At 58.4% G+C, this 23454-nt stretch carries 17 protein-coding genes and 1 pseudogene; 8 read left to right on the top strand and 10 right to left on the bottom strand.

Annotated elements, in window-relative coordinates:
- Positions 1–3: 3 nt before the first annotated feature.
- The 4 genes from ACYZT2_RS04120 to amaB form a co-directional block, all read right to left on the bottom strand.
- Positions 4–918 (bottom strand): ABC transporter permease subunit, encoded by a 915-nt coding sequence (locus ACYZT2_RS04120; RefSeq protein ID WP_030128310.1) that lies wholly within the window; start codon positions 916–918, stop codon positions 4–6.
- Between the two features lie 170 nt (positions 919–1088).
- The gene (locus ACYZT2_RS04115) at positions 1089–2222 is read right to left on the bottom strand and encodes a branched-chain amino acid ABC transporter substrate-binding protein (protein WP_461970355.1); all 1134 of its coding nucleotides are present in this window, start codon (positions 2220–2222) and stop codon (positions 1089–1091) included.
- A gap of 365 nt (positions 2223–2587) precedes the next feature.
- Entirely contained in the window at positions 2588–3871 is a 1284-nt protein-coding gene (amaA, locus tag ACYZT2_RS04110) for an L-pipecolate oxidase (protein ID WP_461970353.1), read from the bottom strand.
- 171 nt (positions 3872–4042) lie between these two features.
- The gene (gene amaB, locus ACYZT2_RS04105; RefSeq protein ID WP_461970351.1) at positions 4043–5533 is read right to left on the bottom strand and encodes an L-piperidine-6-carboxylate dehydrogenase; all 1491 of its coding nucleotides are present in this window, start codon (positions 5531–5533) and stop codon (positions 4043–4045) included.
- A 183-nt stretch (positions 5534–5716) separates the two neighbouring features.
- Here amaB and ACYZT2_RS04100 point away from each other — a divergent pair, with 183 nt between their 5' ends.
- The gene (locus tag ACYZT2_RS04100; RefSeq protein WP_461970349.1) at positions 5717–6628 is read left to right on the top strand and encodes a LysR family transcriptional regulator; all 912 of its coding nucleotides are present in this window, start codon (positions 5717–5719) and stop codon (positions 6626–6628) included.
- 97 nt (positions 6629–6725) lie between these two features.
- Here the strand turns inward: ACYZT2_RS04100 and ACYZT2_RS04095 are convergent.
- Positions 6726–7533, bottom strand: a pseudogene (locus ACYZT2_RS04095) (helix-turn-helix domain-containing protein).
- Positions 7534–7710: 177 nt separating this feature from the next.
- Between ACYZT2_RS04095 and ACYZT2_RS04090 the strand changes: the two are divergent.
- From ACYZT2_RS04090 to nadE, 5 genes are all read left to right on the top strand, one after another.
- A complete protein-coding gene (locus tag ACYZT2_RS04090) occupies positions 7711–9168 on the top strand; it encodes an alanine/glycine:cation symporter family protein (protein ID WP_461970347.1) in 1458 nt (485 codons plus the stop codon).
- Between the two features lie 131 nt (positions 9169–9299).
- Positions 9300–9557: a hypothetical protein gene (locus ACYZT2_RS04085; RefSeq protein ID WP_461970345.1), complete on the top strand. Its 258-nt coding sequence runs from the start codon at positions 9300–9302 to the stop codon at positions 9555–9557.
- 3 nt (positions 9558–9560) lie between these two features.
- The gene (locus ACYZT2_RS04080; protein WP_461970343.1) at positions 9561–9722 is read left to right on the top strand and encodes a hypothetical protein; all 162 of its coding nucleotides are present in this window, start codon (positions 9561–9563) and stop codon (positions 9720–9722) included.
- A gap of 166 nt (positions 9723–9888) precedes the next feature.
- Positions 9889–11115, top strand: coding sequence for a nicotinate phosphoribosyltransferase (gene pncB, locus ACYZT2_RS04075; RefSeq protein ID WP_461970341.1), 1227 nt, complete (start codon positions 9889–9891; stop codon positions 11113–11115).
- Positions 11116–11119: 4 nt separating this feature from the next.
- Positions 11120–11947: an ammonia-dependent NAD(+) synthetase gene (gene nadE, locus ACYZT2_RS04070; protein WP_461970339.1), complete on the top strand. Its 828-nt coding sequence runs from the start codon at positions 11120–11122 to the stop codon at positions 11945–11947.
- A 191-nt stretch (positions 11948–12138) separates the two neighbouring features.
- Here nadE and azu read toward each other — a convergent pair whose 3' ends face one another.
- Positions 12139–12585 (bottom strand): azurin, encoded by a 447-nt coding sequence (azu, locus tag ACYZT2_RS04065; protein WP_038978723.1) that lies wholly within the window; start codon positions 12583–12585, stop codon positions 12139–12141.
- Between the two features lie 345 nt (positions 12586–12930).
- Here azu and ACYZT2_RS04060 point away from each other — a divergent pair, with 345 nt between their 5' ends.
- Positions 12931–13518, top strand: coding sequence for an LOG family protein (locus tag ACYZT2_RS04060; protein ID WP_461970337.1), 588 nt, complete (start codon positions 12931–12933; stop codon positions 13516–13518).
- A 68-nt stretch (positions 13519–13586) separates the two neighbouring features.
- Positions 13587–13775, top strand: coding sequence for a hypothetical protein (locus ACYZT2_RS04055; RefSeq protein ID WP_007902706.1), 189 nt, complete (start codon positions 13587–13589; stop codon positions 13773–13775).
- Positions 13776–13997: 222 nt separating this feature from the next.
- Here the strand turns inward: ACYZT2_RS04055 and ACYZT2_RS04050 are convergent, their stop codons facing one another.
- From ACYZT2_RS04050 to ACYZT2_RS04035, 4 genes are all read right to left on the bottom strand, one after another.
- Positions 13998–14888 carry a transglutaminase family protein gene (locus ACYZT2_RS04050; protein ID WP_461970335.1) on the bottom strand — a complete coding sequence of 297 codons (891 nt, stop codon included), beginning with the start codon at positions 14886–14888 and terminating at the stop codon, positions 13998–14000.
- Positions 14888–17374, bottom strand: coding sequence for a circularly permuted type 2 ATP-grasp protein (locus ACYZT2_RS04045; RefSeq protein WP_461970333.1), 2487 nt, complete (start codon positions 17372–17374; stop codon positions 14888–14890). Before ACYZT2_RS04045 ends, ACYZT2_RS04050 begins: the two co-directional genes overlap by 1 nt.
- A gap of 88 nt (positions 17375–17462) precedes the next feature.
- Positions 17463–20738 carry a transglutaminase family protein gene (locus ACYZT2_RS04040; RefSeq protein ID WP_461970331.1) on the bottom strand — a complete coding sequence of 1092 codons (3276 nt, stop codon included), beginning with the start codon at positions 20736–20738 and terminating at the stop codon, positions 17463–17465.
- 302 nt (positions 20739–21040) lie between these two features.
- On the bottom strand, positions 21041–23344 hold the full coding sequence (locus tag ACYZT2_RS04035) for a YgiQ family radical SAM protein (RefSeq protein WP_461970329.1): 2304 nt from the start codon (positions 23342–23344) through the stop codon (positions 21041–21043).
- Positions 23345–23454: the final 110 nt, after the last annotated feature.

Here is a 23454-nt window from a genome sequence, read left to right as displayed (position 1 = left end):
CGCTTACACCTTCGACACAAGAGGACGGCCGAGCAGGCCTTGAGGCCGAAAGACCAGAACGAGAACGAGCAGCGAAAAGCTGAAAACGTCTTTGTAGTCCGAGTTGACCAATCCGGAGAACAGCGACTCGGAGATCCCGAGAATGATCCCGCCGAGCATCGCCCCAGGCAGCGAGCCGATCCCACCGAGCACCGCGGCGGTGAACGCCTTGATACCAATGATGAAGCCCGCGTAGAAGTCAAATGTGCCGTAGTTCATGGTGATCAGCACGCCAGCCAGGGCTGCCATCGCGGCACCGATGATGAACACGTAGGAAATGACGCGATCGGTGTTGATCCCCAGAATCGAGGCCATCTTGCGGTCTTGCTGGGTGGCGCGGCACATACGGCCGAGCTTGGTGTACTTGATGACGTAGGTCAGCAGGGCCATCCCGACAAACGCTGCGATCAGAATGAAGATCTTGGTGTAGGTCAGTTGGACGAAGCCGGTCCCGACTTCAACTCGCCATGCACCGGTCAGCAGTGTCGGTACGCCCTGTTGACGGGCCCCTTGGGAAATCTGTGCATAGTTTTGCAGGATCAGCGAAATACCGATGGCGCTGATCAGCGGTGCCAGTCGGGTGGAGTTGCGCAGCGGTTTGTAGGCGACGCGTTCGATGACCCAGCCATACACCGCCGTGACGATGATGGTGAAGACCAGTGTGCCAAGCATCAGCAGGGGGAAGGATTCAATACCGAAGTATGCCAGCAGAGCCAGACTGATCGCCGCCAGGTAAGCGGAAATCATGTAAACCTCGCCGTGGGCGAAGTTGATCATGCCGATGATGCCATAGACCATTGTGTAGCCGATGGCGATCAGGCCATAGACCGACCCGAGGGTCAGGCCGTTGACCAGTTGCTGCAGGAAAATACCATCCATAACGCAATCTCACGCATTTGAGAGACTGCACAAAAACCGGGTGCGCCGGACCGGGGTTCAGCCGCCGACGCAACACGGTGATATGCAGCTCTACGAGAAAAGACAGGTACAGCACGGACATGTTCTTTGATTGCCCGGCGCACAAGACGCCGGGCAATCAGCCAGTCATATCACTTCTGTTTTTCCAGCTGGTGGTATTTGCCATCCTTGTCCCACTGGTAAACCACGTAGTCGGAGACTTTCAGGTCGCCCTTGGCGTCCCAGGTCTTCTCGCCCATCACGGTTTTGACCGGATTTTTCTTCAGCCACTCGGCGGCTTTCTCGCCACTGTTGGATTTGGAACCATTGAAGGCTGCGGCCAGAGCCTGGACCGAAGCATAGGCGTACAGGGTGTAGCCTTCAGGCTCGGTGCCTTTCTTGCGGAACTCGTCCACTACGGTCTTGCTGTCTGGCAGCATGCGAGGGTCGGCGCCAAAGGTCATCAGCACGCCGTCAACGAATTGCGGACCGCCAGCGGTGGTCACCAGTTCGTCGGTTACGATGCCATCGTCGGACATGAACTTGATGTCTTTGAGACCTTGCTCACGCAGTTGGCGAACCAGAGGACCGGCTTCCGGGTGCAGGCCACCGAAGTAAACGACGTCGGCGCCAGCGCCGCGGATTTTGGTGACGATGGTGCTGAAATCTTTTTCGCCACGGGTCAGACCTTCGTACAGGACCGGCGTCACGCCGCGCTTGGCCAACTGGGCCTTGGTGGCATCCGCCAGACCTTGGCCGTAGGTGTCCTTGTCGTGCAGGACCACCACTTTCTTGCCCTTGAGCACGTCGACGATGTAGTCGCCGGCCACAATGCCTTGCTGGTCGTCACGCCCGCACATACGGAACATGGCACTCAGGCCGCGCTCGGTAACAGCCGGGTTGGTGGAACCTGGGGTGATCGCGATGATGCCCGCTTCGTCGTAGATCTCGGAGGCCGGAATGGTCGACGAGGAGCAGAAGTGACCGACTACGCCAGCGACTTTCTGGTTGGTCAGGTCCTTGGCGACCGTCACAGCCTGTTTCGGTTCGCAGGCGTCATCGCCTTTGACCAGTACGATTTTTTCCCCGTTGACACCGCCAGCGGCGTTGACCGCATCAGCGGCTGCCTGCGCACCCTTCATGTACTGCTCGCCAAATGCGGCGTTGGCGCCTGTCATCGGCCCCGCCACACCAATTTTCACATCAGCCTGGGCAAACGCAGAAACACCCAACGCAGCTGCCACTGCGAGGGCCAGAAAGCCTTTCTTGTAAAACGTCTGGGACATGAGGTGGTGCTCCAAGGTTTTTTTTAGTTGGCACTGCGACTTCACTGAATGCTCAGAGCAAGGGCCGTGCCATCGGTTTTTTATTCTTAAAAAAGTCGCTGCCTTATTGTTTTTTCGACTGTTTCGGGCCCATTTTCATTGGGCGTGCAACCGTCTAAACCGCGGGAGGTAAAACCATTTACTTTTAAAGGCGCAACCCGCACGCGCCATCATTGCAACCGCAGCGCCAAACGATGTGCAACCAACCTGTAACAGCTCGCGTCACCGAACTGCACACTGCTGGTGCGCAGACTGCTACAACCCGCACCATTACAGGCTAGCCGCTTCGCCCAAAAGCGCCGCTTTTCAGTAACATATTTCAGCAATCAAATCACGATCCGCAAGCACTGGCCCGCGTGATACAGCGAAAATCCAGCCTCATATAGACAGCTTCGCAGACCCACACCCGCCAATGGCTGCATGGGTGCGAAGGGAATCGGCAGGGCTTGAGGATTTCCATTACACAAATAATCGGCAAAGGCTTTGCCGACCACTGTGCCAGTGGTCACGCCTCGACCGTTGTACCCGGTGACGGCCACCAGACCCGGCGCCGGCTCGAACAGGCGCATCAAATGATCCGGCGTGAAGGCGATACAACCGGTCCAGGTGCACTCCCACTCCACCGGTTTCAGGTACGGGAAATAATGCTGCTGAACCCGGTCGGCCCAGGCTTTCAGGAACCAGGTCGGTTTCTGATTGCCATTGCCGAGACTTCCGAGCAACAACCGCCCTTCGGCATCGCGACGGATACTGCTGAGCACCTGCCGTGTGTCCCAGGAACCCTGGCCGCCGGGCAGAATTTGCTGCGCGGCCTCTTCGGTCAGCGGCACCGAGGCCACTTGATAGTAATAACCGGGGAAGAAATTGCGCCGCAACTCTGTCCAGTCACCTTCGGTATAGGCGTTGGAGGCGATGACCACCTGCTCGGCCAGCACCGAACCCAGGGCGGTTTGCACCGACCAACGCTGGCCCTGACGTTCAAGTCGGGTGACCGGGGAGTGATCGAACAGCTGACCGCCGAGACTGATGGCCGCGTTGGCCAGCCCCGTGGTGTAGGCCATCGGGTTGATCGTGCCGGCACGTCTATCAAGTAAGGCGGCGGCGATCTTTTTTGTGCCCGTGGCTTGCTCGCAGGCTTGACCGGTCAGCAGTTCGACTGGCGCACCGCGACGTCTCCATTGTTCTTCGCGACCGCGCAGATCCGCTTCGCCACGCGCGTTGTGCGCCATGTGCAGCGTGCCTTCGCGGCGTAATTGGCAATCGATGTTGTATTTGTCGACCAGGCTGAACACCAGAGACGGCGCCGCACCCAGCATCCGGTTGAGCTGACTGCCGACCGCCTCGCCGAAACCGGCTTCTATTTCATCCGGTGGAATCCACATCCCGGCGTTGACCAGCCCGACGTTACGCCCCGAACCGCCATGCCCGGCGCGATGCGCTTCCAGCACACAGACACTTTTACCTTGTTCCAGCAGATGCACCGCCGCCGACAGACCGGTGAAACCGGCACCGATGACGCAGACATCCACCGTCACCTCACCCTTGAGCGCCACGTTGTCGGGCCTTTGCGGCGTCAGCTTTTCCCACAGACACTCTTCGCGTAACGGCATTGCCAGACTCCAATCCGAAACCTAACAAACAACAAGCAAAAGCTTCGCGGGCAAGTCGGCTCGCCGCACCGCTCGCTCCTACGGGTCTTGTGTCGTCTCGCAAGTCGCGGACAAACACAAAACCTGTAGGAGCGAGCGGTGCGGCGATCCGACTTGCCCGCGAAGAGGCCGTCAGTCGAATGTAATCCCCTGAGCTAACGGCAACTCCAGCGAATAGTTCACGGTATTGGTCTGACGACGCATGTACCCACGCCATGCATCCGAACCGGATTCACGACCACCGCCCGTTTCTTTCTCGCCGCCAAACGCGCCGCCGATTTCCGCGCCGCTCGGGCCGATGTTGACGTTGGCGATGCCGCAATCGCTGCCTACCGCCGACATGAACCGCTCGGCTTCACGCACGTCGGTAGTGAAGATGCATGACGACAGGCCTTGTGGGACGGCGTTGTTCAGGCGCAGCGCTTCTTCGAAATCGTTGTAACCGATCACGTACAGAATCGGTGCGAAGGTTTCGCTGCACACCACGTCGCTCTGCTCCGGCATTTCGACGATGGCGGGCGAAACGTAGTAAGCGTTAGGGAATTTGTCTTCCAGTTGACGCTTGCCGCCGAACACCCGGCCGCCTTCGCTCAAGGCCTGCTCCAGCGCGTCCTGCATGTTTTCGAAGCTGGGCTTGTCGATCAGCGGCCCGATCAGATTGCCTTCCAGCGGATGGCCGATGCGCACCTTGGAGTAAGCGGCTTTCAGGCGGGTGACGATTTCTTCCTTCACCGACTCATGGGCGATCAGGCGACGCAGAGTGGTGCAACGCTGTCCGGCGGTGCCGACGGCGCTGAACAGAATCGCCCGTACGGCCATGTCCAGATCGGCGCTTGGGCCGAGGATCATCGCGTTGTTGCCGCCCAGCTCCAAAATGCTGCGGGCAAAACGTGCAGCGATTTTCGGCGCCACTTCGCGGCCCATGCGGGTGCTGCCGGTAGCGCTGACCAGCGCGACACGTGGGTCATCGACCAAGGCTTCGCCGGCATCGCGACCACCGATGATCACTTGGCTCAAGTGCGGCGGGGCGTCGCTGAAGTTTTTCAATACGCGGTCGAACAGCGCCTGACAGGCTAACGCGGTCAGCGGGGTTTTCTCCGACGGTTTCCAGATCACCGGGTTACCGCAGACCAGCGCCAGCGTGGCGTTCCAGGCCCAAACGGCGACCGGGAAGTTGAACGCACTGATCACGCCAACGATGCCCAGCGGGTGCCAGGTTTCGCGCATGTGGTGGCCAGGACGTTCGGAAGCAATGGTCAAACCGTACAGCTGACGGGACAGACCGACGGCGAAGTCGCAGATGTCGATCATTTCCTGAACTTCACCCAAACCTTCCTGCGTGATCTTGCCGGCTTCCCAGGACACCAGCTCACCGAGGTCGGCCTTGTACTCGCGCAAGATATCGCCCAATTGGCGCACCAATTCGCCACGGCGCGGTGCCGGAACCTCGCGCCACAGTTCGAACGCATGATCTGCGCGACTGATGTGCTGCTCGACTTCAGCGGCGCCTTCCCAGTTCACGGCAGCGATACGGCTGCCATCGATAGGCGAATGCACCGGCACTTTGCCGTTCTGATACAGGGCCGGGTTCACACCAAGACGATCAAGCAATGCGGCAACCATGGGTCACTCCTCAAGCAAAAAACAGTAAACGTGCAGCCGGATTAACCCGGCTGATCAGACCTGTAGTTTTAGCTCCCCGGAGGTTACCCAACAAACGACCTTTAAGAGAGATATCATTCCGTTTATTCATGCTGCGAATCTGCCGGTAAAAAAGAGCATAGAGAAACAAGAAAAGGACCACCCATGCTGAATAAACGCTACTTGCCGTCGATCACCGCTCTGCAGTGCTTCGAGGCCGTGACCCGGCATTTGAGCTTCACCCGTGCCGCCGAAGAGCTGAACCTGACGCAGAGCGCCGTCAGTAAACAAGTCGCGCAACTCGAAGAATTGCTGCAACACCTGTTGTTCCGCCGGGTGCGCCGACGCCTGCAAATGACCCCCGCCGGCGATTTGTACCTGGTGGAAGTACGAAAAATCCTCACCCAAGTCGAGATGTCCACCCATTACCTGCGCTCCTACGGCGGTGATACCGAAGTCTTGCGAGTCTCGACACCTCCGACCTTCGGTGCGCGCTGGCTGGTGCCGCGCTTGAAAGGCTGGCGCCTGCGCCATCCATCGATCCATCTGGACCTGTGCAGCGAACAGGAAGCCGATGATCTGCTGCAAGGTCGCAGTGACCTGGCGTTCTACTTTGGCCAGGGCTCACGGCCCGGCACCGAATGCCTGAAGCTGTTTGGCGAGGAGCTGGTGCCGGTCTGCGCGCCGGGCAGCCTGCCAGACACGCCGTTCACCGACCCTACGCAACTCACCGACCTGGTCCTGCTGCAAAATGCTTCCCGGCCCCAGGCCTGGCACGACTGGTTCGACAGTCAGGGTTACCACACCGAACACAGCTACCACGGCCCGCGTTTCGAAACCTTTTATATGTGCATCCGCGCCGCCCAGGTCGGCTGTGGCGTGGCGCTGCTGCCTAAGTTTCTGGTGGAAGAGGAATTGGCCGACGGCAAACTGGTCATTCCCTGGAAGCATGCGATGCCCAGCACCGACGCCTATTACCTGGCGTATCCGGAGCATTCGGCGGAAGTACCTAAAGTGCGGGATTTTGTGAAGTGGATGCTGGAGCAGATTGATAGTCCGGCTACGCCGCAAAATTGAGATAGCACACAATTTCTGTGGCGAGGGAGCTTGCTCCCGCTGGGTCGCGCAGCGGCCCTTCAATCTGACAACTTGGTTTGTCAGGATCACTGCGGCCTCACGACATAACAAAGAGGCCGTCGACAACGCTGGTTTGCGCGAGACGTCCTCGCAAATCATCGTCGATGACGGGGTCATCCATGCTGTATAACCGCATCTTGCGATACGCATCGACTCGATTGATCTCCTGACCGAGATATTCCCAAACAACACGCGAACACGCAGGAGTGCGATGGTCAGCAGCGGAAACGCCCATTTTCAAACCATTGAGCCGAGTAATGCAGCTTTTGAAGCTAGGAATAAGGATGGTTTGGCTGACTTCGTTGGAGGTCAGCGATTCGTAATCAATGAGAAACAAGCGATCCTGTAGGTAGTAGGCTACCCCCACATACCGATACTGCTCATACTCCTCTTCCGCGCCGACTATTTGTAAACGCTCATTTCGTTCGTACACGAAGTGCTGATCTTCTTCATATACATACACCAAAGCGCAAATAATAGAGCCAGGCTCCGTCATCGCGTGGTAATACTCATAGTAGTAACCCGTGTAGGCTTTTATTTGCAAAGAGGACTGTTGCCGAAGGTGTTCAAGTATTCGTTCCGGCGCCGACACCTCGCGAGAAGGGTTTATGCGCCACCTTGCCACCAATAAGGTTGACAAACTGATCTGTCGGCAGACCTATTTCGAACTCTTCCACTCCAAAAAAATCACAAATACGCTTTAGGTTAAAAGCTGTTGGAACGCTGTTCCCACACAGGTATTTATTAAATTGCCCACGATTAATCCGAAGCTTCCTACAGACCTCAGCGACAGATCGGTAGTGACTACACAGCAGCCTTAAGTTAGCAGGTAGGAAATCACGCATATCAAGCCATCACAACAGCATCAGAAGGCGCAACCATAGCAGCTACTCGCATCACATTTAATCAACTTGCGAAATTGCGAAAAATGATAGATGACCTGATATTACGGGACCTGAAGGGCTTCAGGATTTCGCCCACCATCGATTCACTAGCACTCTTAAAATAGCAAGGAGCTTTGAATGCTTGACGTCATCAATGACTTTCTCTCTGGAAAGGTTTTGATACCTTTAGTTCTTGGACTTGGAACCTACTTCACCATCCGGTCGCGATTCGTACAGCTTCGCTACTTCGTACACATGATTTCTGTATTACGTGGCAGTTCGCATACCGGAAACAACCACTTGAGCTCGTTGCAGGCATTGACGCTCAGCCTGGCCGGGCGGGTCGGAACCGGCAATATCGTTGGCGTCGGCATTGCCGTGAGCATGGGCGGACCCGGTGCAGTGTTCTGGATGTGGATGACCGCTCTATTGGGGATGTCGAGTAGCTTTTTCGAATGCTCACTGGGCCAACTCTACAAGCGCTGTGATGCAAACGGTCAATATCGTGGGGGCCCGTCCTGGTACATCCAGCACGGCCTGGGCAAACGCTGGCTCGGAACGATTGCTGCGCTCCTGCTTTTGGTGACCTTCGGGTTTGCCATCAATGGCCTTGAGTCTCATGCCGTATCGCATTCCCTCAACAATGCCTTTGGTTTATCGACGACATGGTCCGGACTCACGCTGTCTTTGTTGCTGGGCATCGTGTTCGTGGGCGGTATAAAGCGCATCGCGGCGGTCGCCGATTTATTGGTTCCCCTTAAAGTTGTCGCCTATATCGGTGTAACGCTTTACGTGATCGTGTTGCAAATCGACCAGGTCCCCGGAGTGCTGCTCAGCATTGTCAAAAGCGCTTTCGGACTGGATCAGGCTTTTGGCGGGCTGGTGGGCAGTGCAATCATTATGGGGGTGAGGCGCGGAGTGTTCTCCAATGAAGCAGGACTGGGTAGTGCGCCTAACGTCGCCTCTGCGGCGAAAATCGCCCATCCGATAGCACAAGGCGTGGTGCAGGCGTTCAGTGTCTTCATCGATACCATCGTTATTTGCACGTGTACCGCGTTGATCATTTTGCTTTCCGGTTTTTATGCTCCCGGTTTCGAAGGCGACGGCATTGCGTTGGCACAAAACTCGCTGGCTGAGGTAGTAGGCGATTGGGGCCGGATGTTTATCAGCGTGGTACTTGCCCTGTTTGTGTTCACGGCAATGCTCTACAACTACTACTTGGGAGAAAACAGTTTGCGATTCATCTTCGCAGCGCCCCATAAATCATTAATTGCGTACCGCCTATCCGTATTGATGCTGGTCTTTTGGGGTTCGGTTGAAGACCTTTCCACGGTGCTCGCGTTTGCCGACATCACCATGACACTTTTGGCCTTGGTCAACCTTGTTGCGATGACACTGCTATTCAAAGTCTGTATGCGAATCCTGGGCGACTATGATGAACAACGTCGCGCAGGAACAAAAACCCCCGCTTTTGACTCAAGTAAATTCAGCGATCTGGATCTCGATTTGATAGCTTGGCCCGCGATAACAAATCCTCTCCCACCGAAGAACCCTGTTTGTGCGGATCGGCACGCCGCTAAAGCTCAGATCGCATAAATTTCAATGAACGCTGAGCCATTGCACTTATGCGGTGGTTCAGCCGATAAGCAATGTCCGGCAATATCAACACCCATAAAAAAACAATTACTCGCGCCCTCACACCCCAAGCACGCTCAAGGAGCTCGCCTGTGAATCGCTATCAGCCTCTTAAATCCAACGCATCTGACACTGCAACTTTTTATATAGACTCGCACGTCGCACCCCACCTGTTATTTGAAGATGCCTGCTTCAGAATACGCGCTGCCACGAGCCTTTTAGAGGCATTGACCTCTGTAACCGTTAAACATACTAATGATGCTGATTTTTTCCGCCTGATACTTCCAGCCTATTTATTGCTACAGGACGGTGTCGACGTGCTGGACCAAATAACATTTAAAGGAGTGTAACTCATGACCAAATCAGCGACCCATGAAATGATAAAAGCAGCAATGATCAAGGCAATTGAAACCGGGCTTATTTCCCGTCACTCCCACCTTGATGGCTATATAAGAAGTTGGGAAAGCCTGACGCTCGTCATCCAGGCAGCGCTTGAGGCAACAGCAGATAATTGAGGAACCACAGGTGTTCGCATTTGAAGGTACCAGCAACCTGTGATTATTCCATCATGAACACAAAAAAAGCTGGCAATCCTCACCATTGATATGCGCCACTAGCCCCATTCATTGAAACAGCTGCAACGTCGCTGCCACGGGCCGCGCCAGCATGGAGAGACCCGCTATGAGCGAGAGTGTGTTTGCCGATCGCATCGTGCAGAACCTGCTCGACACCGACTTCTACAAACTGACGATGATGCAGGCGGTGCTGCACAACTACCCGAACGTGGAAGTCGAATGGGAGTTTCGTTGCCGTAACAGTGAGGATCTGCGCCCGTACCTGGCGGAGATCCGTTTTCAGATCGAGCGCCTGGCGGAGTTGAGCCTGAGTGCCGATCAATTGAGTTTCCTGGAGCGCATCAGCTTTATGAAGCCGGATTTCCTGCGCTTTCTCGGGCTGTTCCGCTTCAACCTGCGCTATATCCACACCGGCATTGAAAACGGCGAGTTGTTCATCCGCCTGCGCGGGCCGTGGCTGCACGTGATTCTGTTCGAAGTGCCGCTGCTGGCCATGGTCAGCGAAGTACGCAATCGCTATCGCTACCGGGAAATCGTTCTGGAACAGGCCCGCGAGCAGCTCTATCGCAAGTTCGACTGGCTGACCGCCAACGCCAGCGCGAACGAATTGTCCGAATTGCAGGTAGCCGATTTCGGCACCCGCCGTCGCTTCTCGTACCGTGTACAGGAAGAAGTGGTGAACGTGCTCAAGCATGACTTCCCCGGTCGCTTCGTCGGTACCAGCAACGTACACCTGTCCCGGGAGCTGGACATGAAGCCGCTGGGCACCATGGCCCACGAATGGATCATGGCCCACCAGCAACTCGGTCCGCGGCTGATCGACAGCCAGATTGCCGCCCTCGACTGCTGGGTCCGTGAATACCGGGGTTTGCTGGGAATCGCCCTGACCGACTGTATTACCTCCGATGCCTTCCTCAACGATTTCGATCTGTTCTTTGCCAAGCTCTTCGACGGCTTGCGCCACGACTCTGGTGACCCGGTGCAGTGGGCGGAAAAAGCCATCGCCCACTACCACAAGCTTGGCATCGACCCGATGAGCAAGACCCTGGTGTTTTCCGACAGCCTGACGCTGCCCAAGTCTCTGGAGATTTTTCGGGCATTGCGCGGTCGGATCAATGTCAGCTTCGGTATCGGCACCAACCTGACCTGCGATATTCCGGGTGTCGAACCGATGAGCATCGTGCTTAAAATGACGGCCTGCAACGGCCAGCCAGTGGCCAAGATTTCTGATGAGCCTGGCAAGACTCACTGCAAAGACCCGAATTTCGTCGCCTATTTGCGACATGTTTTCCAAGTACCTGCCGCCATTTCCAGCCCATCTAGCAAGGAGTGAATTCATGCAAGCCGTACAGCGTGAGATTGCTGAACAGCTCAAGGTCCAACCGCCCTTCGCGGACCAACTCGCCCTCGAGGCTGAAGTTGCCCGGCGGATTACCTTCATTCAGGACTGCCTGGTAAATGCCGGGCTCAAGACGCTGGTGCTGGGCATCAGCGGTGGTGTCGATTCCCTGACCGCAGGGCTGCTGGCCCAGCGCGCCATGCGTGAACTGCGCGAGCGCACCGGGGACAGCAGCTACAAGTTCATCGCCGTGCGCCTGCCTTATGGCGTCCAGTTCGACGAACATGATGCCCAGGCCTCAGTGGACTTCATTGCTCCCGATGAGCGCCACACCGTAAACATCGGCCCGGCGGTCAAATCCCTGGCCAGCGAAGTGGCGGCCTTCGAGGGCAAGGAGGCGGTGCAGAAGGATTTCGTACTGGGCAACACGAAGGCGCGGATGCGCATGGTCGCGCAATACACCATCGCTGGCGCGGCTCACGGCCTGGTGATCGGCACCGACCACGCGGCAGAAGCGGTGATGGGCTTCTTCACCAAATTCGGTGACGGCGCCTGCGACCTCGCACCGTTGAGCGGCCTGGTGAAGAATCAGGTCCGGGCGATTGCCCGCAGCTTCGGCGCACCAGAATCGCTGGTGGAAAAAATCCCGACCGCCGACCTCGAAGACCTGTCGCCGGGCAAACCGGACGAAGCGTCCCACGGCGTGACCTACGCCGAGATCGACGCCTTCCTGCACGGCGAACCGGTGCGTGAGGAAGCGTTCAAGATCATTTGTCATACGTATAAAAAGACCCATCACAAGCGCGTGATGCCGTTCGCGCCGTGAGGCCTTTCGTGCCTGTACTGGCGCCTTCGCGGGCAAGCCTCGCTCCCACAGGTTTTGTGTCGGACGCCGGTAATAGGCACGACGCAAATCCTGTAGGAGCGAGGCTTGCCCGCGAAGAACGATGACGCGGTCTATCGTCAGACACAAAAAAAGCGTCCCGAGCGGACGCTTTTTTTATGCGCTTGATTCAATTACTTCAGAGTAACCGTACCTTTCATCATAGAGATGTGGCCCGGGAACGAGCAGAAGAAACCGTACTTTTCAGCAGCATTGAGCTTCGACACGTCGAAAGTCACCGAGTCTTTTTCCTTGGCGCCGATGAGTTTAGTGTGAGCGATGATGCGGGCATCACCTTCTTTCAGGTAGTCCTTGTCGATGCCGGCAGTCAAACCATCGGTAGCGATCGGCTGCATGTCGGCTTCTTTGCTCAGCACCCAGTTATGACCCATGACGTTTTTCGGCAGGCTGCCGGAGTGGGTCAGCTCAACGGTGAACGTCTTGCAGCTCTTGTCGATCTCAATGGCCTTGGTGTTGAAGGACATCTGATCGGTGGAGTCGATGGTCGTCTTGCACTCGGCAGCCATCAATTGACTGCTGGCCAGTGTCAGCAGGGATACCGCAACAAGTTTGGCAAACATGGTGAATCTCCAAGGCAGGGTTAACAAAAGTGCTAATGGACAGAAGACTGCCTGAAATCTTCGCAAGTTCCTATGACCTGAATCAAAAATTGTATACAACTTTCGGGCTATGACACTCATCGAAACAATCTACCGGCCAAGTGTCTGGCACGGCCCTATCATCAGGGCCGTCATCTCTCATCCGGAGCGTCTGTCATGTCTTTCAACCGTTTATTGAGCAGTTTGCTCGCCGCTTATGCCTGTGGCGCCAGCGGTACCTGTGAAACACCTGAACACGAGGTTTAAACCCTTGGAACGAGGCAAGCCTGCCTTTACTCTGTGGCCCTGATGACCATGGAGTAAGGCATGTCTTTAGCGTCCGTTTGTGTATTTTGCGGTGCCAGCACTGGCACTAACCCGGCTTATCGTGAAGCGGCTGTCGCCCTGGGGCGAGCATTGGCCGAGCGCAAGCTGACTCTGGTCTACGGCGGCGGCGCCGTCGGGCTGATGGGGATTGTGGCCGATGCCGCGTTGGCGGCCGGTGGTGAGGTGATCGGGATCATCCCGCAGAGCCTCAAAGACAAGGAAATCGGCCACAACGGCCTGACTCGCCTGGAAGTGGTCGACGGCATGCATGCGCGCAAGGCGCGAATGGCCGAGCTCAGCGACGCCTTCATCGCTCTGCCCGGCGGCTTGGGCACGCTGGAAGAGCTGTTCGAAGTCTGGACCTGGGGCCAGCTCGGCTATCACGCAAAACCGCTGGGTTTGCTGGAAGTGAACGGTTTCTACAGCAAGTTGACGTCTTTTCTTGATCATATCGTCGGCGAAAGCTTCGTTCGCGAAGCGCACCGTGACATGCTGCAAATGAGCGAATCGCCGCAAACCCTGCTCGATGCACTGGATGCCTGGCAACCCTCGGTACCGCCAAAATGGACCGAGGAAAAACCCAGCTAACGGCTCGGCATCGATACAGGGCAGAATATGCGCCGCTCAACCTCACCTTCGACCCCAGAGGATCGCCCATGGCTAAACCTAATTATTCCTTCGCCAAACGTCAGAGAGACTTGGCCAAGGAGCAGAAGAAAGAGGAAAAGCTTCAGCGCAAGAAAGCTACAGCTGAAGAAGAAGCAGCAGCACTGAACCCGGATACCGAAGGCGAAGTGGCTACAGACGAAACTGAAGCACCGAAAGATCAGGCGCCCGACGCCTGAGACCCTCAGGGCCCGATGATCTGATCAGGCCCACCGGATCTGTGTCCAGGGTCAGCAACGATGTTGCTGACCCTCACAGTCCAGTCTGAAACAAACCAATCCCCGACAGAAAATACAGTTCCCTGTAGGAGCGGGCTGCCCGCGAAGACGGCGATACAGTCAATATTGATGTGTCCAATTTCATTAGGCCAGAGCAAACCCACTCCTACATTTTGATCTTTGTTACTCCAGTGGCATTACTGTGACCCGAACCTCCGGATCATGGCTTCCACCGCCCAGGATCACCCCACGCAATGGCGACACATCGGAAAAATCCCGGCCCCTGGCCAGGGTGATGTGCTCCAGCGCCGGTTGCACATTATTGGTCGGGTCGAAATCCACCCAGCCCAGTACCGGGCAAAACACCGACACCCAGGCATGAGACGCATCGGCGCCGATCAGCCGTGGCTGGCCCGGTGGTGGCTGGGTCAGCAAGTAGCCGCTGATGTAGCGCGCCGCTAATCCACGGGAGCGCACACAAGCGAGCATCAAGTGCGCAAAGTCCTGGCAAACGCCGCGCCGCCTCTCCAGCACTTCCACCAGCGGCGTTGCCACTTGGGTCGCCTCGGCGTCGAAGGTGAATTCGCTGAAGATCTTCTCCATCAACGCCTGAACCCCCAGCAGCAATGGCCGGCCAGGAGGAAAGCAGCTTTCGGAGAACTCGACGAAGTTGCGCTTCAAATGCACGTAAGGCGATTCGAACCGGTAACGACAGGCTTCCAGCAATTCAGAAGAGAGCGGCTGACTGCTGTAGGTCAGCGCATTGCAGGTTTCTTCCCAGGCTGGCGATTGATTGAAGTCCAACGATGGTCGGGCCAGCACTTCGACCGTCAGGCTGGCGTTGACCAGCAACTCATCGTGCGGCCGCTCGAATGCCAATCGGGTCAGCGGGTTACCGAACACATCCAGCTCATCCCGGCGCGAGGTCGGATCGGGACTGATCTGCAATTGCTGATCGGTACAGCGCTGCCAAACACAGGCCCGCGGCCACAGGTGCGCCAGCTGCTGGGCCAGGGATACCGGGCTGTCATAGTGATAATGGGTGTCGTGGAAAATCTGGTAATGGGCACTCATCAGACGGACACCGTGCGTTGGCTGACATCATCGACATGGGCGAAATGGCGCAAGGCCAGGCGATCCGATACTTGTCCGCTGGCATCGGCGATTTCTTGCAGCAGATCGGCCAACCCTTCTAGGGCGGCGCGAACACTGGCCTCGCCAAACAATGAGTTTTCCAGGCAACCCAGATCGAAGCGCGCCAGCCGATCCACCAACTGCGGCAGGCCGGTTTCGCGCGGCGCACCAAAGTCATCGTTCAAGCGCTTCAGCGTGCGGGTCACCAGTTTCAACTGGAACAGCACCGCGTGAGGGTTCTGCTCATCGAGTAACAACAGGTCCAGCACCGGGATCAATTGCGCTACCGCCAGATACCGCGAGCGGTAAGTGATGCTGCTGTTGCCCAGCTCCAGCAGCCATTCCAGTCCGGCCTGATCGAAAGTCCCGGCGCCACGCAGAAACGCCGCCAAGCTGCCGCTGAGAAACTGCAGCCGCTCGATCCGTCGCCCGATCATCAGGAAACGCCAGCCTTCGTCCCGGGTCATGTCGTCGAGGGCAAAACCGGACAGCGCCGCCAGCGACATCACCAGTCGGTTGAGGAAATCCAGTAACTCGCCGAAATCCGGCTCTTCAGTTTCCAGCTCCATGGCCTCGCGCTGCAATTCCACCAGTGCTTGCCAGTTCTCTCGCGAGAGCTTGCCGCGTACTTGTGACGCCGCCCACTGCAAGCGTTGCAGATTGGAGCGCAGGCTGAATGGCCAATCATCGCCGAGCAGCGCCGCCAGCAATCGCTCCGGCAACTCGCCCTCCTCGGGCAAAAGATTCAAGCGTTCACCGAGATCGACCGCCGCCTCCAGGGCTTGCGGGTCATCGCCATCGACATAGCGCGCCAACATAATCCGCAGCAGTCGTGCGCTGTCATCGCAGCGCTCGCAGTAACGGCCGAACCAGAACAGGTTCTCGACCACCCGTGATGGTAGATACGGATCGCGTCGTACCAGATCGTGAACGCCAATATTGCGCTGGGCTTTCCATTGTTCGCCGCTGGGCGGGCGATCGCCCAATACCCAAGTGTCCTTGCTTGCACCGCCGCGCTGCATCGACACCACTTCGGCGTCGGCTTCGGCGGCAACCCGGGTCAGCCCGCCGGGTAGCACCCGATAACCTTTCCGGCTGGCCACCGCATACACGCGCATGCCGATAGCTCGCGGTTGCAACTGGCTGCCTTCGGCCTGCCAGATCGGCGCCTGGGACAGTTGCGCCAATTCTTGCGCAACATAGGCGTAAGGCCGTGCCTGCATGCGCTCGGCCAGGGCCTGGCGCTGTTTTTCACTCAAGTCACGACCAAATACCGGGGCGAAGCTCTGCGACGGAAACGCCGGTTTGATTAACAGCTCCGGCAGTTTTTCGAGGGCTTGGGCCAGCACCGGCGCTTCGCCGCACCACCAGGTCGCGATGGACGGCAGGATCAATTCTTCACCGAACAGGAATTGATTGATCTTCGGCAGGAAGCCCAACAACCCCGGTGACTCCAGCACGCCGCTGCCGAGGGCGTTGGCCACCAGCACCCTGCCCTGGCGCACGGCTTCGAGCAGACCCGGCACGCCGAGGGCCGAGTCGGTACGCAGTTCCAGCGGGTCGCAGAAATCATCATCGAGCCGACGCATGATCGCGTGAACCCGACGCAGGCCGCTCAAGGTTTTCAGGTAGACCGTGGCATCCCGGACGGTCAGGTCGCCGCCCTCCACCAACGGATATCCGAGTTGGCGAGCCAGGTACAGGTGTTCGAAATAGCTTTCGTTGAAACGCCCCGGCGTCAGCAGCACCACCAGTGGCGCTTCGTCATCGCTAGGCGCCTGACGAGCGAGGGTTTCCTGAAGGGTGCGGAAGAATCCGGCCAGGTGCTGCACTTTCAAATCGCGGTACAGTTCGGGGAAGGCTCGGGACACGATGGTGCGGTTTTCAAGCGCGTAACCGGCACCGGATGGCGCTTGAGTCCGGTCCGCCGTCACCCACCAGCGACCGTCAGGCGTGCGTGCCAGATCCACGGCGTACAGATGCAGAAAGGCCCCGTCGGGCGGCGAAATGCCCTGACAGGGCCAGAGAAAATTGTTGTGACCGAACACCAGCTCAGCCGGCAGCAGGCCTTCGGCGATCAGGCGCTGAGGGCCGTACAAGTCCGCCAGCACAGCATTGAGCAAGCGCGCCCGTTGAGCGATCCCGGCCGATAACTGTTCCCATTCATCGGCGGCAATCACATGGGGCAGCAGGTCCAGTTCCCAAGGCCGATCAGCGCCCTTGGGGTCGGCGTAGACGTTATAGGTCACGCCGTTTTCCTGGATCTGCCGGGTCAGCAGTGCCTGACGCTGCACCAATTGCATTGGCGTGCTGCGTTGCAATTGATCGAACAGCCGCCGCCAGTGCGGGCGCACGGCGCCGCTGTCGTCGAGCAGTTCGTGATAAGTGCCCGCGGTCAGCGGGTAGCGGTCAAGCAGATCAGGCATGGAAAGCTCGGCAGACAGCAAAGAACGGTCAGACTAACGCAGGCTCATGACGCCCGGATAGACGAAAAATCCGAGCGTCGCGTAGGGTTTAGAAACGTCGCAAATCGAGAGTCATCGGTAGCTCGTCGTTCATTTCCAGATTCGGTATAGGAAGTTTCCCTGGCGTGTGTCCGATACGGAAGAAACGCGCCATCCGCCGGCTCTCGGCTTCATTGGCGTTCACCGGCAGGCTGTCGTAGTTGCGCCCGCCCGGGTGGGCGACGTGGTACTGACAACCGCCCAGCGAACGCCCCATCCAGGTGTCGAGCACGTCGAACACCAGCGGCGCGTGGACCGGGATGGTCGGTTGCAGGCAGTTAGCCGGTTGCCAGGCGCGAAAGCGTACGCCGGCGACGAACTCGCCAACCCGCCCCGTGGGTTGCAACGGCACCGGGATGCCGTTGCAGGTCAGCAGATAACGCTGGGGCGGCAGGCCGCTGAGCTTGACCTGCAAACGCTCCAGCGACGAATCCACGTAACGCACCGTGCCACCCGCCGCGCCCTCTTCGCCGAGTACATGCCAAGGCTCCAGCGCCTGACGCAATTCCAGTTCGATGCCGCTGATGGCGTAGTCACCGACCTTGGGAAAACGGAATTCCAAATGCGCGGCGAACCACTCGGCCCGCACGGGATAACCGGCGGCATTGAGGTCGACGATCACATCAGCGAAATCCTGCTCGATAAAGTGCGGCAGCAGGAACCGGTCGTGCAGCTCTGTGCCCCAGCGCGCCAGTTTCGGCGGTGCATAAGGCTCGCGCCAGAACCGCGCCACCAACGCCCGCAACAACAATTGCTGAGCCAGGCTCATGCGCGCATGGGGCGGCATTTCAAAGGCTCGCAGTTCCAGTAACCCGAGGCGTCCGGTGGCGCCGTCCGGCGAATACAGTTTGTCGATACAGAACTCGGCGCGGTGGGTGTTGCCGGTCACGTCGATCAGTAGATTGCGCAGCAGTCGATCCACCAGCCATGGCGGGCATTCTTCGCCCGACTTCGGCATTTGTGCGAAGGCGATTTCCAGCTCATACAGCGAATCGTTGCGCGCTTCGTCCACCCGTGGCGCTTGGGACGTCGGGCCGATGAACAATCCGGAAAACAGGTAGGACAAGGACGGATGGTTGTGCCAGTAACTGATCAGACTGCGCAGCAGATCGGGACGGCGCAGAAACGGTGAGTCAGCCGGGGTCGCGCCACCCAATACGAAATGGTTGCCGCCGCCGGTGCCGGTGTGCCGGCCGTCGATCATGAACTTCTCGGTGGTCAGTCGAGTCTGGCGCGCCTCTTCATAAAGAAACTCGGTGCGCTCCACCAACTCATCCCAAGTGGCGGACGGCTGGACATTGACCTCGATCACCCCCGGATCCGGAGTAATACGGAAGTTGCTCAGGCGCGGATCGCTCGGTGGTTCATAGCCTTCCAGCAACACCGGGCAATGCAATTCCTCGGCGGTGGCTTCGATGGCGGCGACCAGTTCCAGATAGTCCTCGACCCGCTCCAGTGGCGGCATGAACAGGTACAACCGGCCTTCTCGCGCTTCGGCGCAGAACGCGGTGCGGGTCAGCCAGTCGGCGGACTCGTCGATCTTGGGCGCACGTTCGTCGGTGGTTTTCGGTTGAGCGTGATTCTGTAGCTGGTCGGTGCCCGGCAACTCAGGGAAATCCTGATTCGGGTCGACAGGATGAATGAACGGATACTCCGCGGCCTTCACCCAGGGCTGCGAACCGAGTGGCAAGCGATACCCCAGCGGCGAATCCCCCGGCACCAATCGGCAATGTTCTTCCCGCAGATACCACCGACCGCTCTGCCACTGATCGCCCTTGGCGGTGCGCGCCAGCGGCAGGACCTGACCGATCACCTTGTCCAGGCCCTGACTGAAGACTTTGCGCAGGCGCGCCCGCTCCAAAGGTTCTTCCAGCCGTGAGTCTTCGGCGCTGACGTTCTGCGGCAAAGCGCCTTCGCGCCAGAGGTAATAGAAATTGTCTTCGTAGGCCGGGAACACAAAGCGTGTCGGAATTTTCAAGCGCTCGGCGACACTCGCCAGAAAACGCCCGGCCAACTCGCCATCGGCGCCATAGTCTTCCTGCTCGTCGGCGATCAGCGCACTGTTGTGCCAGATCGGTACGCCGTCACGGCGCCAGTAGCAGTTCAGCGACCAGCGCGGAAGTTGCTCGCCGGGGTACCACTTGCCCTGACCGAAATGCACCAGCCCCTTGGGCGCGTAATGCTTGCGCAGGCGATGGAACAGTTCGGCCGACAGCCGACGCTTGTCTGGCCCGAGGGCTGCGGTATTCCACTCGGCGCCGTCCGGGTCATTGATGGAAACGAACGTCGGCTCGCCGCCCATGGTCAGGCGCACGTCGCCTTCGAGCAGGTCGGCATCAATCTGCCGGCCCAATGTCTGAATCGCCAGCCATTGCTCTTCGGTGTAGGGTTTTGTTACCCGGGGAGCTTCCAAAATCCGCTCGACCGACATCTCGTGGGTAAATTCGCCCTCGCACGGTTCCACCAAGCCACTGATCGGTGCCGCAGAGGACGGATCGGGACTACACGCCAACGGAATGTGTCCTTCACCGGCAAACAGTCCTGAAGTCGCGTCCAGACCGATCCAGCCGGCCCCGGGTAAATAGACCTCGCACCAGGCGTGCAGGTCAGTGAAGTCCACTTCGGTGCCCGAGGGGCCGTCGAGGCTTTTGACGTCGGCGGTCAACTGAATCAGGTAACCGGACACGAAACGCGCCGCCAGGCCGAGGTTGCGCAGCAATTGCACCAGCAACCACGCCGAGTCGCGGCAGGAACCGGAGGCATGCTCGAGGGTGTGTTCCGGGGTCTGTACGCCTGGCTCCATGCGGATCAGGTAACCGATGTCTTCACTGAGGCGCTGGTTGAGCGCGACCAGAAAATCCACGCTCGGTAGCGGCGTGCGATCGATGCCCTCCAGATAGGCCTTGAATGTCGGCGTGAGAGGCAAGGTTTCCAGGTACGGCGCCAGCTCTTTGCGCTCATCCGCAGCGTAGGCGAAAGGGATCTTTTCGGCGTAGGGCTCGAGGAAGAAGTCGAACGGATTGAAGACCGCCATCTCCGCCAGCAAGTCGACCTCGATCCGCAGCTCATCGGTTTTCTCCGGGAACACCAACCGCGCCAGGTAATTGCCCTGGGGATCCTGCTGCCAGTTGATGAAATGCTGCTCGGGCGAGACTTTCAGCGCATAGGACAGTATCCGCGTGCGGCTATGGGCAGCCGGGCGCAGGCGAACGATCTGCGGACCGAGCTCGACGGCGCGGTCGTAGCGATAATGCGTGACGTGATGCAATGCGACATGAATCGACACGGCGTGCCTCCTGCGAGCCTTAAGCGTTATCGAAAGCGCGCAAGACTTATGCCATCCAGCAGCCTGGCGCTTTCACAGATTTGCTCAGGGCAGTACAGCACCAAAATCGGGCGATGCGGGAAATTGGTTTGACGCCGTTGCACGCAAATGTGGCGAAGATCAAAAGATCGCAGCCTTCGGCAGCTCCTACGGGTGCTCGTCATGCCAATGTAGGAGCTGCCGAAGGCTGCGATCTTTTGATCTTCAGGCACAACGCAAAACGCCAACCCTAAGGTTGGCGTTCTGTTCAGCTCAAGCGATGTTTAGCGCGGCACTACCGGCTTACGCGCAGGCTTCGGCCCTTTGCCTTTGGCCGCGTCCTTGCGTTCCTTGGCCGCCTGCTGGTTGCGGGCGAATGCCGCAGCCTTGGCCTGTTCACGCTTGTCCCACGGGTTACCGCCATCGCTGGCACGCGGTGGCAAGCCAGTGTGCTGGGTCAGGATCTTGGTGGTCTTTTCCCCTGCCACTTTGTGGCTGCCGGCCGGTGTCGAGTTCTTGCGACGGGCGCTCTGGTAGCTGTCGGTCGCCGGTTGATGCAGCGGGATCAACTGGTTCTTGCCCGGCCCGATCAGGTCGGCGCGGCCCATGCGGGTCAGCGCTTCACGCAGCATCGGCCAGCCTTTGGGGTCGTGATAACGCAAGAACGCCTTGTGCAGACGACGCTGCTCCTCGCTCTTGACGATGGTCACGCCGTCACTCTTGTAAGTGACCTTGCGCAGCGGGTTCTTGCCCGAGTGGTACATCGCGGTGGCGGTGGCCATCGGCGATGGGTAGAACGCCTGCACCTGGTCGGCACGGAAACCGTTGCCCTTGAGCCACAGGGCCAGGTTCATCATGTCTTCGTCGGTGGTGCCCGGGTGAGCGGCGATGAAGTACGGAATCAGGTACTGCTCTTTCCCGGCTTCCTTGGTGTACTTCTCGAACATGCGCTTGAACTTGTCATAGCTGCCGATGCCCGGTTTCATCATCTGGTTGAGCGGACCTTCCTCGGTGTGTTCCGGGGCGATCTTCAGGTAACCACCGACGTGGTGGGTCACCAGCTCCTTGACGTATTCCGGCGACTCGACCGCGAGGTCATAACGCAGGCCGGACGCGATCAGGATCTTCTTTACACCCGGCAAGGCACGGGCGCTGCGATAGAGCTGGATCAGCGACGAGTGATCGGTGTTCAGGTTCGGGCAAATACCGGGGAACACGCACGAAGGTTTGCGGCACGCAGACTCGATTTCCGGCGTCTTGCAGGCGATGCGGTACATGTTCGCGGTCGGGCCACCGAGGTCGGAAATGACACCGGTAAAGCCTGGGACCTTGTCGCGAATCTCTTCGATCTCGCGAATGATCGACTCTTCGGAACGGTTCTGGATGATCCGGCCTTCGTGCTCGGTGATCGAGCAGAACGTACAGCCGCCGAAGCAGCCGCGCATGATGTTCACCGAGAAGCGAATCATGTCGTAGGCCGGGATCTTTTCCTTGCCGTACGCCGGGTGCGGAACCCGTGCGTAAGGCATGCCGAACACGTAGTCCATTTCTTCGGTAGTCATCGGAATCGGCGGCGGGTTGAACCAGACGTCGACTTCACCATGCTTCTGCACCAGCGCACGGGCGTTGCCCGGGTTGGTTTCCAGGTGCAGCACGCGGTTGGCGTGGGCGTAGAGCACCGAGTCGCCACGGACTTTTTCTACCGATGGCAGACGAATCACGGTCTTGTCGCGAGTCATCTTAGGGCTGGCCAGGATCTGTACAACCTTGGCTTCGCTTGGATCTTCAACCGGACCCTTTTCCTGCTCGATGGCACAGGCCTGAGTGTCTTGGGTATTGACGTACGGGTTAATGATCTTGTCGACCTTGCCCGGACGGTCGATGCGCGTGGAATCGACTTCGTACCAGTCTTTCGGCGTGTCACGACGAATGAACGCGGTGCCACGCACGTCGGTGATGTCTTCGATCTTGTGACCGTAGGACAGACGCTGAGCGACTTCGACGATCGCACGCTCGGCGTTGCCGTAGAGCAGGATGTCGGCGCAGGCGTCAATCAGGATCGAGTTGCGCACCCGGTCCTGCCAGTAATCGTAGTGAGCGATGCGGCGCAGGGAGGCTTCGATGCCACCGAGCACAATCGGCACGTTTTTGTAGGCTTCCTTGCAGCGCTGGCTGTAAACCAGGCTCGCGCGGTCCGGACGTTTGCCCGCCAGGCCACCGGGGGTGTAGGCGTCGTCGGAACGGATTTTCTTGTCGGCGGTGTAGCGGTTGATCATCGAGTCCATGTTGCCGGCCGCGACGCCGAAGAACAGGTTCGGCTCGCCGAGCTTCATGAAGTCGTCTTTGGACTGCCAGTCAGGCTGCGCGATGATGCCGACGCGAAAGCCCTGGGCCTCCAGCAGTCGGCCGATGATCGCCATGCCGAACGACGGGTGGTCGACGTAGGCATCACCGGTGACGATGATGATGTCGCAGGAATCCCAGCCAAGCTGATCCATCTCCTCCCTGCTCATCGGCAGGAATGGCGCTGGACCGAAACATTCGGCCCAGTACTTGGGATAGTCAAATAACGGCTTGGCTGTTTGCATGACGATGACCGGTGTTGAGATGAAAAATCGCGGGCGCGGAATATAGCACAAAATTTAACCAATTCCGACAACGGCGGTCGGTTTCTCTCCGCGCCTACCTATACATATGT

The sequence above is a fragment of the Pseudomonas sp. MDT1-85 genome (assembly GCF_054898065.1).
The sequence above is the reverse complement of the archived record's forward strand: the minus strand, read 5'-3'. Positions and strand labels throughout refer to the sequence as shown.